Here is a 14186-nt window from a genome sequence, read left to right as displayed (position 1 = left end):
TCTCTTTCTTTTTCCATAAGTTCATTAAAAACTTTTGTTAAGATAGATTTAGCAATTTTATTATCTACTGATTCATTAATTAAATTTTGTATTTCTTCTTGATTAATTGTAAAGTGTAATTGGATCAATTGTTCCTCCTAGTTGGTTTTTGCTGGTTAGAAGCATTGCACTAGTTCAGGTTTCAGATGACCTTTTTTTATGCAATTATACGGACTCTATCTATTATTTCATATAATTAATATTATTATAGTATAATAAATGCAAGAAGATATAAGAAGGATATTATGGATGATTTTATTATTTTAATTCCTGCCCTCAACCCTCCAAGGGATATACTAAAATCCTATCTCTACGAATTAAGAGATATGGGTTTTACTAGGATCCTTTTGGTAAATGATGGGAGTAGGGCGGAATACGATGAATATTTTGACAAATTAATAAATGAAGGCTTCGATGTCTTTACCCACTACAAGAATTTTGGTAAGGGAAGAGCTTTGAAGAATTCTTTTAATTACATATTAAATACTTACGAGAACTTTTCCTATGTAATTACTGTAGATTCAGATGGTCAGCACAAGGCGAGTGATGTCCAAAATATTGCAAATATACTTAAAAAAAGCGAAGTGGCTATGTATTTGGGCTCTCGTGACTTCAATGAGGAAAGTGTTCCTTTTAAGTCATCTTTCGGTAACAAGACAACTAGTTTTATCTATAAACTTATGTTTTATGATAAGATAGGGGACACTCAAACAGGTCTTAGGGCTATTCCTAAAGCCTATCTTCCTGATTTCTTGGATTTGCCAGGCGAAAGATTTGAGTATGAGATAAATATGCTCATTAATTCATCCCAAACTAAGAAGAAAATCATAGAAATTCCTATAGAAACTGTTTATTTTGATAATAATAGCGAGACCCACTTTCACCCCATCATGGATTCTTTTAAGATCTACAGAGTTATGCTTGGAACTTTCTTTAAGTTTATCATCTCATCCCTTTCATCTTTTCTGGTGGATATTGGGGCTTTTACAGTTCTTACTAAGTTTTTAACAAGGATATTGGCTACATCTAGTAAGGTTATCTGGGCATCTACTGCACTAGCTAGGATTATTTCTGGGATATTTAATTATAATGTAAATAAGAATCTGGTTTTTGCTGATGAGAAGAAAGATAAGGGTAAGTTTATAAAGTATGTATCTTTGTGGCTTTGCCAACTTATACTTTCAGCATTTTTTGTGGATATGATTTTTGAAAGAGTAAATATGAATGCAAGCCTTATAAAACTTATAGTCGATACTATTATTTTCCTTATTTCTTTTACTATACAGAATAAGTTTATTTTTAATGGAAGTAAGTAATGATAGAGATTTTAATAATACTTTTAGGCTTCTTAGGATTCTCATCTATCGTAAAAGACAAATTTGGAATAAACATATATTTTATTCCTTTTGCTTATTTTTCTGTACTTACAAGCCTAGTATATATTTCTGCACTGTTAGGATATATGAAAATTACATGCTACTTATTTCATATTTCATTTACTTTAATTTTAATTTATTATTTAATAAGGAAAAGAGAAGTCTTTGCCTATTTTAGAGACTACTGGATATTTTTTATAATGAACCTTGTAATTGTTTTTTATCTTAAGGGTGTGGAGTTTTTGCATTACGATGATTTTAGTCATTGGGGACTTATTAGTAGGTTCTTACTGACTAATGACAGACTAAATTTAGAAGCAGATAAGGTAATTAGTTTTACTTCTTATCCTCAAGCTAGCGCTTATTTTATATATGGTCTTACAAGACCTTTAGAATTTTCTGAAAATGCTTGTCTTATAGCTCATGCACTTGCACTGCTGGCTGGTTATTTTCCTATCTTTACTAGAACTAAGGATAATAAATGGTTGATTCCAGTGCTTATTGTTTTTTCAGTATATATAATGATGGATAATGTACAAATTAATAGCTTGTTAGTTGATAGCTTAATATCGGCAAGTGGCTTTGCTCTATTGGCCTTTGTTATAGACAATGATATTAATAAAGATAAGAAAAATCTAATCCTCCTACTTCCAATGATTATTGCTACAAGTTTAATCAAAAATTCCAGTTTATTTTTTGTGCTCATTGTTAGCTTATATACTGTCAAAAAATATTGGAAGTCAAATAAATTTATAGGAATATTACCATTTGCTACAATGATAATTGCCCACAAATCTTGGTCTTTTCATGTTAAGAGAAACTTTTCAGACTTAGGTAAGCATAATATGGATCTTTCTTCATACAAAGATGGGTTTTTGGATAAAGATAAGACTGAAATACTTCGAATTAGCAAGAGATTTTTACAAGCTATCTCTGATGAGAGAGTTGTTCTTATTTTGACACTTATTATTATTATTTTTTACTTTATATACAATAAGGATACTATTTATAAAAATATATTCTTGTTTGTAGTTTCAGTCTATACATGCTATCAGCTAGGAAATTACTTAATGTATATCCTATCTATGCCAATAAATGAAGCCGTAAATCTTGCAGGATACGGTAGATATGTAAAGACTGTTAGGGCTTATTTGATTTTAGTTAGCTTTTACTGGATGCCATTTGATAGAAGTAAAATAATTCCTACGATAATGGGGATTTTTATGATATATCTATCAATAAATCCAATAAAAAATGCGTTTAGGAAAGATAATAATAGAGAATTATATTTAGAAAATAAGGAAAAATTACAGGTGTTTAAGGTAGAGGGTAAGAATAAAAAAATCCTTGTTGAGATGAATGAGAGGGATAAGTCATCATACTATTATTTTATGGCTAGATATCTCTATGATACAAATGATGTGCGAATTACCTACCCTGAAGATGATAACAATTATAATATTAGTGATTTCGACTATTATATAGATATTACTAGTAAGTAATAGTGGAGAGCTTTTTGCTCTCTTTTTTCATTTTATAGTCTCTTGCAGGTATGATATACTATATGTAAAGGAGTAATAATGAGTAAAACAGTTATGTTAATTGACGGGTCTAGTTTGATTTTTAGGGCGTTTTTTGCTCTTCCTAAACTTACAAACAATGACGGCGTTATGACTAATGGCGTTTATGGTTTTTTGACCATGTATAACAAGGCTTTTGATAGATATAAACCAGATTATGTCCTTGTGGCCTTTGATAGGGCATCTAAGACTTTTAGGCACAAGGAGTTTAAGGACTATAAGGGAACACGTGACAAGATGCCAAGTGAGCTATCCTATCAGTTCGGAATCCTAAAGGATATCTTAGATTCTCTTAATGTTAAATATACTGACCTCGATGGATTCGAGGCGGACGATATTGTGGGAACCTATGCAAAAATAGCTCAAGAAGCAGGCTACGAGTCAGTGCTCATCACTGGAGATAGGGATTATTTGCAGCTTGTAGATGAGAAAATCGTGGTCAATCTTACCAAAAAGGGAGTTTCTGAAACCAAAGAATACACAGTCGATACCATCAAGGAAGAGTTTGGTATAAGTCCTAAGCAATTGATCGAGGTTAAGGGGCTAGAAGGAGATAAGTCCGATAATATTCCTGGAGTTGATGGAATAGGTCCAAAGAAAGCGATTAGCTTTATCCAAAAATATGGATCTATCGAAGGGCTCTATGACCATATAGACGAAGTTTCTGGTAAAAAGACCAAACAGACTCTAATCGATAGTGAAGCTATAGCCTATATGAGTAAGAAAATAGGCACAATTGTGACCAGTGCTCCAGTTGAATTTGACCTAGAAGAGCTTAAGGTAAAGGAAGCAGATCTTGAAAGCTTGAGAGAAAAGTATTCTAAATACAATTTCAACAAGTTCCTAGAAGATATGGATGGGGGAGATAGTCCAAAGGTGGATAAGGACTTTACTTATGATGAGTTAGAGAATCCAGATAAGCTAATCGAAGCTATCAAGAAAAACAAGGAATTTACATTCAAGTCCATTTATGAAGGAGATAGGTATATTCACAGCGAGATTTATAAGCTTGGAATAAAGACCACTGGAACTCCTACTTATATAATAGATCCTGATAGTGATTTTGTAAGCAAGTTCAAGGAAATATTCGAGGATGAAGAAATAGTGAAAAATTCCTTCGATATCAAAGAAGATGTTGTCCTTCTAGATAAACTTGGGATCAATCTTAAACTTCCTTATGAAGATATGATGCTTATGCATTATCTGATCGATCCATCAAGGTCTTCTTATGATCTAAAAGTTTTAAGTCAATCTTATCTAGACTACGAAGTAAAAAGTCCAGTAGACCTCTTAGGTAAGGGTAAGAAGGCCCTAAAATATGAGGACCTAGACTTTGATGAGCTTGGAAACTACCTAGCAAGCGGAATTAATGCAATAGAAGATTCTAAGGAAATTTTGGAAGACAAGCTTGGCGAATACCATATGCTAGACCTCTATAAGGAAATTGAGATTAAGCTATCCAAGGTCTTAGCTGATATGGAAATTGTGGGATTTGTCACAGACAAAAATGTCCTTGAAGATCTAAAGGAGAATATCGACAAGGATATAGATAAGATTACCGAGGAAATTTATGAACTTGCTGGTAGCGAGTTTAATATCAATTCGACCAAGCAATTGGGCGAGGTTCTCTTTAAAGATTTGGACCTTCCTGTTATCAAGAAAACTAAGACAGGTTTCTCAACTAACGCACAAGTCCTTGAAAAATTAAGGGATAAACATCAAATCATTCCTAAAATCGAAAGATACAGAGAGCTTTTCAAGCTACGTTCAACCTATATAGAAGGACTTGAGAAGGCCATAGATGAAGACGGAAGAATTAGGTCGACTTTTAGGCAAAATATAGCTGCCACCGGTAGGCTTTCTTCCCAAGACCCTAACCTACAAAATCTTCCTATAAAAACCGACGAGGGTAGACTTATCAGAAAAGCCTTTAGGGCAGAGGAAGGAAAGATTTTAATAGATGCGGACTATTCACAAATCGAGCTAAGAATACTCGCTTCACTTTCTAAAGATCGCCATATGATAGATGCCTTCAAGGAAGGCGTAGATATCCATACCAAGACCGCATCCAAAGTCTTTCACAATGACCTTGATAAGGTTACAAAACGACAAAGATCTGAGGCAAAAACTGTAAATTTTGGAATAATCTATGGCATAAGTGACTACGGCCTATCACAAAACTTAAATATTCCAAGGAAGGAAGCCAAGGAATACATTGACAATTACATGGCAAGCTATCCATCAATCAAGGAATATATGGATTCTATTGTAGAAAAGGCCAAGGAAGATGGCTATGTGGAGACTCTCTTTAAGAGAAGAAGATATGTCCCAGAGATTAATTCGAGAAACTTTAACGTTCGAAGCTTCGGCCAAAGGGTTGCTCTAAATACTCCTATCCAAGGAACTGCAGCAGACATTATAAAGATTGCCATGATAGAAACTGACAAGAATCTCAAAAAAGCAGGACTTGATGCTAAAATAGTCCTCCAAATCCACGATGAGATAATTCTAGAGGCTGATGAATCATCTAAAGATGAGGCTATCAAAATCCTAAGAGAATCCATGGAGAATGCGGCAGATCTTGAGGTTCCTTTGATAGTAGATATTGACACAGGAGTAAGCATGTATGAGTCCAAGTAGGATTGTAATTACAGGCCTTATTGCCTCAGGTAAGTCTACTGTAGCAGATATTTTAAAAGAAAAAGGCTACGATTTAATTAGTGCCGATGAGGTAAATAGAGACCTTATCAAAAAAGGGGGCAAGAATTATCTCGCCATCAAAAAGGAGGATATATTCGCCCCTGCCTTCGATGGTGATAATCTTGATAAGAAGAAACTTGCTGAGATCATCTTTAATGACAAGGAGAAGATGGAAAGACTTAATGAAATAAGCCATGCCAATATAATATCTGCTATAGATGAGATGGTGGAAAAAAGCAATAAGGATAAGGTCTTTATAGAAGTTCCCTTGTTTTTTAAGATAAAGGATAGATTTCCTCATGATTTGGTAGTCCTTGTTACAGCCTCTAGGGACGTCCAAATCAAAAGACTTATGGCTCGTGATAAAATCGATTATGACTTTGCCATAAGAAAGATTGAAAGCCAGGATCAGCTAGAAGAAATGAAAAAGCAAAGTGACATCATAATCGACAATAGCGGCGATATAGAAAGTTTAAGAAGACAAATAGAAAAAATCATTAATCGAGGTGACTTTAATGAAAGTTGTTAAATTTATAGGAAAAGTTTTGGGCTTTATACTTCTTGCTATAGGCATATTTTTCGCTATAGTCTACGGCCTTATAGCCTATCAAACATCCAGAACTCAAATATCCTACCAAGATCAAATTTATGAATATTCCGAAAAATATAATGTAGATCCCCTCCTAACTGCGTCAATCGTCAAGGTTGAATCTGACTTTGACAATAAGGCCCAAAGCCACCAAGGAGCCCACGGTCTAATGCAATTATTAGAAGATACGGCCAAGCACTCTGCAGATGTCGTAGGGATTGATTACTATCCAGAAAAGTTAAACGATGTCGACTACAACCTAGATTTGGGAGTAGGATATTTTGACTATCTTTATAGATATTATAACAACAGAGACCTAGCCCTTGCTGCTTACAATGGTGGTGTTGGCAATGTCGATACTTGGCTTAAGGAAGGTACTATTGATAAGGATAATCCTGACCCCTTAAATATACCATTCGAAGAAACTAGGCAATATGTCACAAAGGTAAATGCCAATTATGAAGTTATGAAAAAGTTTTACAAGGATGGCCTTCCAAGCAAGGAAGAAATTTCCGACCTAAGAAGCCTGAGTAATAGAAATTTTGAGATTTTTATTAAAGATTTCATAAGAAATATAAGATAACCGTTGAATGTAAAGCGATTTTAATTTATAATAGTAGGAGAGCAAATAAAAATAGAAGGAGAGATTTATGAATTCCATTACTTTTAAAAATGGAGTGCACATGGAGGAGTATAAGGAGCTTACTGAAAACAGTGAACTTCATATGGCAAGTATTCCTAAACTTGTAACAATTCCTCTAACTCAACATATAGGTGCACCTAGCAAATGTCTTGTAGCAAAAAAAGACGAAGTTAGTGTAGGTCAGCTTATAGGAGAAGCTGTCGGAAATTTCTCTGCAAATATCCACTCATCTGTAGCAGGAGTGGTAAAGGACATTATCGATTTACAAACTGCCTCAGGCAAAAACGCCAAGGCAGTCGTAATTGATACCGAAGGTTTCGACCAAGATAAAGAATACATAGAAAAAGATAATGTCGATCTTAATGCAGAAGAAATAGTAGCAAAGATCAAGGAAGCTGGAATAGTAGGTATGGGTGGAGCAGCCTTTCCTGCTCACATAAAATATTTACCAGCAAAGCCAGTTGATACAGTAATAGTGAATGGGGCGGAGTGCGAACCATATATTACTTGTGATGATTATCTAATGAAAAACAGGCCAGAAAGAATACTTAAGGCCCTAATCCAAGCGATGAGGGCAGTATCTGCTAAAAAAGGAATTATCGCTATAGAAGATAACAAGCCAAAGGCCTATGATACAATGGTAAGTGCCTTAGAAAAATTTGCTAAGGAAAATTCATCATTTAATATTGAAATCAAGAAGCTTCAAACAAAATACCCACAAGGTGACGAGAAAAGAATCATAGATGTTTGTCTAAATCGTCAAGTACCAAGCGGCGGTCTTCCAATGGACGTTGGAGCAATTGTATCAAACGTCTCCACAATGAATGCAATCTACGAAGCAATCTATATGGATAAGCCACTTTATGAAAGAATCGTAACAGTAACAGGTAAGTCAGTAAAAAACCCAACAAACATGTTAGTTCGTTGCGGAACAGAATTCGGCTATCTTATAGAAGAAGCAGGCGGAGCAGATGATATTGCTAAGCTTGTAAATGGTGGTCCAATGTGTGGTATTGCTCAACCAGACCTAACCAGACCAACAGAAAAAGCAAGTAACTGTGTCCTAGTCCTTGCAAGCGATGAGGCGGAGCCTCTTGAAGTAAGTCCTTGCATCAGATGCGGCAGATGTGTTGATGTTTGTCCAGTTTACTTACTTCCACTCTACATCCACAAGTTCTCCCTAGAAGAGAGATTCGAAAAAGCCCAAGAGCTTAATATCATGGATTGTATAGAGTGCGGATCTTGTTCATTTGTTTGTCCATCAAACAGACCTCTAGTAGAAGCTATCAAGTTTGGTAAGAGACAAATAAGACAAGCAGGTAAATAGGAGGAGAATATGGAAAATACAAAACAACTATTGGTAACAGCTTCTCCTCATGTTAGAAGCAATCGTACAGTTAAAAAGGACATGCTAGATGTAATCATAGCACTAATACCAGCAGGTATAGCCTCAGTATATTACTTCGGCTATAGAGCCTTAATACTTATCCTAGCGTCTGTATTAACTTGCGTGTTATCAGAATATATATTTAACAAAGTAACAAAGAGAAATCAATCAATCAAAGACTTATCAGCAGTAGTTACAGGAATACTCCTTGCCTACAACGTTCCATTCACCCTACCAGTATGGCAAATGGTAATCGGAGCTATGTTTGCAATCATAGTAGCTAAGATGTTCTTTGGTGGAATCGGACAAAACATTGTAAACCCTGCACTTGCAGCAAGAGCTTTCCTTATGGCTTCATGGTCAGAAACAATGACAAACTTTGTACCACCACAAAGAGTAGCTACTCTTAAGACTGTAAAAGACGTATCAATGGTATCAGGAGCAACTCCTCTATCAGATCCAGCAAGCTTTAGCGCAATGGATTTATTCTTAGGAAACATCCCTGGATGTTTAGGAGAAGTATCTGCCCTTGCAATCTTAATCGGTGCATGCTATCTAATAGTAAGAAAGGTAATTCACGTTAGAATCCCACTAACATACATACTTACAGCGACAGTTTTATTAGGAATATTTGGAGCTGATGGCTTTGCTGCTTCTCTAAGAAATATTCTATCAGGTGGTTTGTTACTCGGTGCCTTCTTTATGGCAACTGACTATACAACAACACCAATGACAATCAAAGGTCAGTATGTCTTTGCTATAGGAGCAGGAATCCTTACAGCTATTATAAGAGTATGGGGTGGATATCCAGAAGGTGTATCATACTCAATTCTACTGATGAACCTAGTAGTTCCTATAATTGAAGCTCACACAAGATCCAAGACTTTTGGTAAAGTTGAGGCAAAGAAAGGAAAAGAAAATGAATAATAGTTTAAAATTAGGTCTAAAATTATTCTTGATTACATCAGTTACCGCCTTTGCCCTAGCGCTAACAAACAACGCTACAGCTCCAATCATAGAGGCTAAGGCCCAAGAGAAACTTCAAGAATCCCTATCAGTTGTACTACCTGCTGACTCTTATGAGGAAGTAGAAGTAGATGGCAAGCCAGAAACTCTTGAAAAAATCTACAAAGCTACTGGAGCGGAAGGCGACGGATATGTATTCCAAATCCTATCACCAGGTGGATACGGTGGAGACATAGAATTTCTAATAGGATGTGACAAAGATCACAATATCACTGGATTTGCTCCATTAAACCACGCAGAATCAGCAGGATTCGGTAAACAAATGGAAGAAGACTTCTTCAAGGAAGGAATGATAGGAGTAAATATGGATGGGGAAGTAAAAGCTTCTGAGTCCGGCGGAGAAAATGAGATCGTAGGCATCTCTGGTGCGACAATATCTACAGGAACAATCCTAAGAGGTATCAATGACGCAGCAAGTGTCCTAGGTGAACTTAATTAGGAGATATTATGGAAAATCAAATTGATAGACCAATAGAGAATAAAAAAGAAAAGAAAGCTCCTAAAGAAAATTTAGGAAAAGTCTTTATCGAAGGAATATTCGCTAATAACCCAGTTTTCGTTCAAACAGTAGGTATGTGTTCAGTTCTTGCCATATCTTCTTCCTTGATCAATGCTATAGGAATGGGAATATCAGTAATATTCGTAGTAGTAATGAGCAACTTGGTAATATCTTTACTAAGAAATTTCATTTCAGATGAAATAAGAATCCCAGCCTTTATCGTAATCATAGCAGGCTTTGTAACAATAGTACAAATGGCAATCAAAGCATACATGCCAGCCCTAGATGAATCCTTGGGTATCTTTATTCCACTAATAGTAGTAAACTGCTTGATTCTTGCTCGTGCTGAAGGATTTGCTTCAAGTCACGGACCAGTAGCATCAATTGTAGATGGACTTGGCCAAGGACTAGGATACACATTTGCAATTTCCCTTCTAGCTTTCTTTAGAGAGCTTCTAGGAGCAGGAACACTTTTCGGAGCTCAAATAATTCCGGAAGCATATACAGTCGGATTCTTACAACAACCAGCATCATCATTTATAGTTCTTGGTATGTTAGTTGCAGCATTCAATGCTATTTCAAAGAAGAGAAAATAAGATAGGAGATATTATGGGAAATCTATTTTCAATAATTATTGCAACTATTTTCGTAAGTAACTATGTACTCGGTCAATTCTTAGGTATATGTCCATCCCTTGGTGTAACAAGCAAGGTAGAGACAGCAAGAGGTATGGGAATGGCAGTTATATTTGTTATAACCCTTGCTTCAATTATCACATGGATAATCCAATATTACATACTAAATCCATTAAATATCGGATTCTTACAAACAGTTGTATTCATATTAGTAATCGCAGCCTTAGTACAAGCAGTAGAAACAGTAATGAAAAAATCTATGCCAGCCCTATACGGTGCCTTGGGAGTCTTCCTTCCACTAATCACAACAAACTGTGTAGTTCTAGGTGTAGCAATCAAGGCAATAGACTCATCTTATACTTTAGTAGAAACAATAGTTTATGCCCTAGCGGCTGCTGTTGGTTTTACACTTGCTATTACAATTTTAGCTTATATTAGAGAAAGAATCGAATACAATTCATTACCAGAAACCTTTAAGGGTGTTCCAATAACCCTAGTAACCCTAGGACTTATGGCTATCGCCTTTATGGGATTTGCAGGATTAGCATAGGAGGGAGCAATGTTAGAAACTATAATAATTCCAATAGCAGTACTCGCTATCCTAGGTTTCGTCTTTGCTGTTGCCCTTGGTGTAGTAAGTGAGAAATTCCACGTAGAAAAATCTGTCAAAGAACAAGAAGTAAGAAACGCCCTACCAGGTGCCAACTGTGGTGCTTGTGGATTCCCAGGTTGTGATGGACTTGCAGCAGCTATTGCAAATGGAGAAGCTCCTGTGAATGCTTGTGCTATAGGAGGTGCGGCTACAACAGATGCTGTAGCTGAGGTAATGGGAGTAGAAGCTGCTGGCGGAGCTGATAGAAAAGTTGCAGTTGTAAAATGTGACGGAACATGCGAAGCGGCTAAGGACCTTTTCGAATACTCAGGACTTGAAGATTGTAGAGCACAAATAGCACTATTCGGGGGCAAGAAAGCTTGTAATTATGGTTGTGTAGGATGTGGATCATGCGAGAAAGTTTGTCCGTTCGATGCAATTCACGTAAAAGACGGAGTTGCTGTAGTAGATAGAGACAAGTGTGTTGCTTGTGGTAAGTGTGTAGCTACTTGTCCTAAAAATATCATAACACTAGTTCCATTTAGCCAAAAACAAGTTGTACTTTGTTCAAGTCATGATAAGGGCAAGGATGCAAGAAATAATTGTAAAAACTCTTGTATAGGATGTACAATCTGTGCTAAGACCTACCCAGAAGCATTCAAGATGGATAATTTCCTTTCAGTAGAACAGATTGGAAATGACTTCGATTCTGAGCTTCTAAAGCAAGCAGCAGACAAATGTCCAAACAAATGTATAGAAGTTTTTGAATAGAATTTGCAGCGCGAGAAATTGCGCTGTTTTCTTATGTCCAAAATTGACAATCTCCCAATAAAAATGATAAACTAGTTCTTGAGGTGTAAAATGAAAATAAAAAAAGGAGATATCTATGTTATCGGCTTTCTCTTGATATTTTCTTTGGCTTTTGCCTTTGCTATTTCCAAAATGACCTCGAAAGAGAAAGGAAATATATTAGTTATTGAGCTGGATTCCAAAGTTATCAAGGAAGTTCCCCTAGATAAGGACGATGAGTTTAGGATCGAATATGGAGGACATTATAACATAGTTAAGATAAAAGACGGTCAGGCCTACGTATCAGAAGCTGATTGCAACGATCAGATTTGTGTTCATATGGCCCCAATTTATGATGTAGGAGAGACGATAGTCTGCCTACCTAATAGACTGTTTATGGAAATTTATTCTACTGACGATACAAATAACAGTAGAGAAGATTCGATAGATAAGGTGGTTAGATGAACAAAGATATAAGAAAAATAACGACCATGGCCCTACTTGTAGCCATGGCTCTAGCGATTTCTTTAGTTGAACATTTTATTCCCCTACCTATTCCAATACCAGGTGCAAAACTTGGACTTTCAAATATAATACTACTAGTAAGCTTGTACTTTTATGGACTTAGGTCAGCTCTTCTGATTGGAGTACTTAAATCATTCCTTTTACTTTTGGCAACAGGTATGGTTAGCTCCTTCTTTTTTTCAGTAGCTGGGGCGATTCTTGCAAGTATTTCTATGAGTGTTTCTATGAAATATCTCGAAAAGAGCCTAAGCTTTATAGGAGTAAGTGAAATCGGTGCTTTCTTCCACAACTTTGGGCAAGTTTTGGTTTCTGCTATAGTTATGGACAATATCAAGATGTATTATTATTTCCCGCTTTTAGTTTTTATTGGGACTTTTAGTGGATTCTTTGTGGGTCTTAGTTCGAATTATCTTATAAAGCATATGGAAAAGATTGGATTTAGTAGAAATGAAAGAGACAAAAAGCTTTAAAGATTTAGAAAAATACAATAAACCAAGAGAAAAGCTAATCAGAGAAGGCTTTGCCGCTCTTAGCGATTATGAGCTTTTGGCAATAATTTTATCTACCGGTACTAAGGATAAGAATGTAATTGAGTTATCCAAGGAGATTCTTGAGATCTTTTCCTATGAAGAGCTTCTAGAAATCGAAGTAAATGAACTAATTGGTATTAGAGGAATCAAGGAAGCAAAAGCCACTAGGCTAGTGGCTGGCCTTCAGTTAGGCAAGAGGATTAACGAGAGAGTCTTAGATAAGAAGATAGAAAAGATTAAGACCAGTAAGGATGTCTATGATATCATGAGTCCCAGACTTTCCAACCTAAAGAAGGAACATTTCTATGCAATTTTACTTGATAGCAAAAATGTTATCATAGCCAAGGAAGTGATTTCTATAGGAGATTTAAATTCGACTGTAGTAAACCCAAGGGAAGTCTTTAAGCCTGCTATCAAAAAGAGTGCTAAGTCAATGATTTTAGTCCACAACCATCCTAGCGGCAATCCAAAGCCTTCGACCGAGGACTTTCTCATCACAGATAGGCTGGTAGAGGCTGGGGATATTTTGGATATAGAAGTCCTAGACCATGTAGTTATAGGAAATAGTAGTTATTATAGTTTTAAAAAAGAAGAGAATTTGTAAGAGGTATAGATTATGAGTTTTAGAATGATTGCTTCAGATTTTGCCATCGATCTTGGCACAAGCAATATTTTAGTATATAAGAAGGGCGAAGGGCTTATAGCAAGTGAGCCTTGTTTTTTGCTTTTGGATGAAAATAATACTAAGGTCTTAGCTATTGGAGAAGAGGCCAAGGCTATGTTAGGCAAGACCCACGAGAAAATCCACATAGTAAGACCTATAAGAGATGGAGTGATAACAGACTTTAATCTGACTGAGGCCTTGCTCAATTATTTCTTCAAGAAGGTAAACGGGGGCTTCTCCTTCCTTCAACCAAGGGTTGTAATATGCGTTCCTTCTTCTATCACAGATATTCAAGCAAGAGCCGTAGAAGATGCTGCCCTCCATGCAGGTAGTAGGGACGTTATCCTAGTAGATCAGACTTTAGCAGCGGCTTATGGGATGGATTTAAATCCTGATGAGCCAAGAGGAATATTTATGCTAAATTTAGGAGCTGGAGTTAGCGAGGCAACAGTAGTTTCCCTAAATGGAGTTATAAGTACCAAAAATATAAACAAGGCGGGAGACTATATAGATGATACGACTGTAGAATTTATAAGAAATAAGTTTTCTCTAGAAATTGGTAAAAATACAGCAGAAGTTGTAAAAAAGAATCTAATAAGTCTTAAAGTTTCA

At 36.0% G+C, this 14186-nt stretch carries 15 protein-coding genes; all 15 read left to right on the top strand.

The genetic code is table 11. The features are described 5' to 3' along the window. Positions 1–284: 284 nt before the first annotated feature. A complete protein-coding gene (locus RCH56_RS06180) occupies positions 285–1355 on the top strand; it encodes a bifunctional glycosyltransferase family 2/GtrA family protein (protein WP_306484106.1) in 1071 nt (356 codons plus the stop codon). 260 nt (positions 1356–1615) lie between these two features. Then, a complete protein-coding gene (locus RCH56_RS06175) occupies positions 1616–2917 on the top strand; it encodes a hypothetical protein (protein ID WP_306484105.1) in 1302 nt (433 codons plus the stop codon). A gap of 78 nt (positions 2918–2995) precedes the next feature. After that, entirely contained in the window at positions 2996–5635 is a 2640-nt protein-coding gene (polA, locus tag RCH56_RS06170) for a DNA polymerase I (RefSeq protein WP_306484104.1), read from the top strand. Next, positions 5622–6224 (top strand): dephospho-CoA kinase, encoded by a 603-nt coding sequence (coaE, locus tag RCH56_RS06165; protein WP_306484103.1) that lies wholly within the window; start codon positions 5622–5624, stop codon positions 6222–6224. Before polA ends, coaE begins: the two co-directional genes overlap by 14 nt. Continuing rightward, positions 6211–6867, top strand: a complete 657-nt coding sequence (locus RCH56_RS06160; RefSeq protein ID WP_306484102.1) for a lytic transglycosylase domain-containing protein — start codon at positions 6211–6213, stop codon at positions 6865–6867. The genes coaE and RCH56_RS06160 overlap by 14 nt, the downstream gene beginning before the upstream one ends. Positions 6868–6934: 67 nt before the next feature. Next, the gene (rsxC, locus tag RCH56_RS06155; protein WP_306484101.1) at positions 6935–8254 is read left to right on the top strand and encodes an electron transport complex subunit RsxC; all 1320 of its coding nucleotides are present in this window, start codon (positions 6935–6937) and stop codon (positions 8252–8254) included. Between the two features lie 9 nt (positions 8255–8263). Next, positions 8264–9241 (top strand): RnfABCDGE type electron transport complex subunit D, encoded by a 978-nt coding sequence (locus RCH56_RS06150; RefSeq protein WP_306484100.1) that lies wholly within the window; start codon positions 8264–8266, stop codon positions 9239–9241. Then, positions 9234–9779, top strand: coding sequence for an FMN-binding protein (locus RCH56_RS06145; RefSeq protein WP_306484099.1), 546 nt, complete (start codon positions 9234–9236; stop codon positions 9777–9779). Before RCH56_RS06150 ends, RCH56_RS06145 begins: the two co-directional genes overlap by 8 nt. A gap of 8 nt (positions 9780–9787) precedes the next feature. Further along, positions 9788–10435, top strand: a complete 648-nt coding sequence (rsxE, locus tag RCH56_RS06140) for an electron transport complex subunit RsxE (RefSeq protein ID WP_306484098.1) — start codon at positions 9788–9790, stop codon at positions 10433–10435. Between the two features lie 13 nt (positions 10436–10448). Further along, a complete protein-coding gene (locus tag RCH56_RS06135; protein WP_306484097.1) occupies positions 10449–11024 on the top strand; it encodes an electron transport complex protein RnfA in 576 nt (191 codons plus the stop codon). Between the two features lie 9 nt (positions 11025–11033). After that, entirely contained in the window at positions 11034–11837 is an 804-nt protein-coding gene (locus RCH56_RS06130) for an RnfABCDGE type electron transport complex subunit B (RefSeq protein ID WP_306484096.1), read from the top strand. A 90-nt stretch (positions 11838–11927) separates the two neighbouring features. Further along, the gene (locus RCH56_RS06125; RefSeq protein ID WP_306484095.1) at positions 11928–12320 is read left to right on the top strand and encodes a NusG domain II-containing protein; all 393 of its coding nucleotides are present in this window, start codon (positions 11928–11930) and stop codon (positions 12318–12320) included. Further along, a complete protein-coding gene (locus RCH56_RS06120; RefSeq protein ID WP_306484094.1) occupies positions 12317–12850 on the top strand; it encodes a Gx transporter family protein in 534 nt (177 codons plus the stop codon). The genes RCH56_RS06125 and RCH56_RS06120 overlap by 4 nt, the downstream gene beginning before the upstream one ends. Then, the gene (gene radC, locus RCH56_RS06115) at positions 12828–13514 is read left to right on the top strand and encodes a DNA repair protein RadC (RefSeq protein WP_306484093.1); all 687 of its coding nucleotides are present in this window, start codon (positions 12828–12830) and stop codon (positions 13512–13514) included. The genes RCH56_RS06120 and radC overlap by 23 nt, the downstream gene beginning before the upstream one ends. A 12-nt stretch (positions 13515–13526) precedes the next feature. After that, on the top strand, positions 13527–14186 hold a 660-nt coding region (locus RCH56_RS06110), incomplete at its 3' end, for a rod shape-determining protein (protein WP_306484092.1).

This window comes from Anaerococcus sp., from assembly GCF_030825785.1.
Lineage (GTDB): Bacteria > Bacillota > Clostridia > Tissierellales > Peptoniphilaceae > Anaerococcus.
This window is presented reverse-complemented; position numbering and strand designations above follow the sequence as displayed.

Excerpts from the sequence above, each read along its gene's own strand:
- RCH56_RS06130 (WP_306484096.1), top strand. The coding sequence starts at position 11,034 with ATGTTAGAAACTATAATAATTCCAATAGCAGTACTCGCTATCCTAGGT.
- RCH56_RS06160 (WP_306484102.1), top strand. The coding sequence starts at position 6,211 with ATGAAAGTTGTTAAATTTATAGGAAAAGTTTTGGGCTTTATACTTCTT.
- RCH56_RS06135 (WP_306484097.1), top strand. The coding sequence starts at position 10,449 with ATGGGAAATCTATTTTCAATAATTATTGCAACTATTTTCGTAAGTAAC.
- RCH56_RS06150 (WP_306484100.1), top strand. The coding sequence starts at position 8,264 with ATGGAAAATACAAAACAACTATTGGTAACAGCTTCTCCTCATGTTAGA.
- RCH56_RS06145 (WP_306484099.1), top strand. The coding sequence starts at position 9,234 with ATGAATAATAGTTTAAAATTAGGTCTAAAATTATTCTTGATTACATCA.
- RCH56_RS06120 (WP_306484094.1), top strand. The coding sequence starts at position 12,317 with ATGAACAAAGATATAAGAAAAATAACGACCATGGCCCTACTTGTAGCC.
- coaE (WP_306484103.1), top strand. The coding sequence starts at position 5,622 with ATGAGTCCAAGTAGGATTGTAATTACAGGCCTTATTGCCTCAGGTAAG.
- RCH56_RS06180 (WP_306484106.1), top strand. The coding sequence starts at position 285 with ATGGATGATTTTATTATTTTAATTCCTGCCCTCAACCCTCCAAGGGAT.
- polA (WP_306484104.1), top strand. The coding sequence starts at position 2,996 with ATGAGTAAAACAGTTATGTTAATTGACGGGTCTAGTTTGATTTTTAGG.
- rsxC (WP_306484101.1), top strand. The coding sequence starts at position 6,935 with ATGAATTCCATTACTTTTAAAAATGGAGTGCACATGGAGGAGTATAAG.
- RCH56_RS06125 (WP_306484095.1), top strand. The coding sequence starts at position 11,928 with ATGAAAATAAAAAAAGGAGATATCTATGTTATCGGCTTTCTCTTGATA.
- RCH56_RS06175 (WP_306484105.1), top strand. The coding sequence starts at position 1,616 with ATGAACCTTGTAATTGTTTTTTATCTTAAGGGTGTGGAGTTTTTGCAT.
- radC (WP_306484093.1), top strand. The coding sequence starts at position 12,828 with ATGAAAGAGACAAAAAGCTTTAAAGATTTAGAAAAATACAATAAACCA.
- rsxE (WP_306484098.1), top strand. The coding sequence starts at position 9,788 with ATGGAAAATCAAATTGATAGACCAATAGAGAATAAAAAAGAAAAGAAA.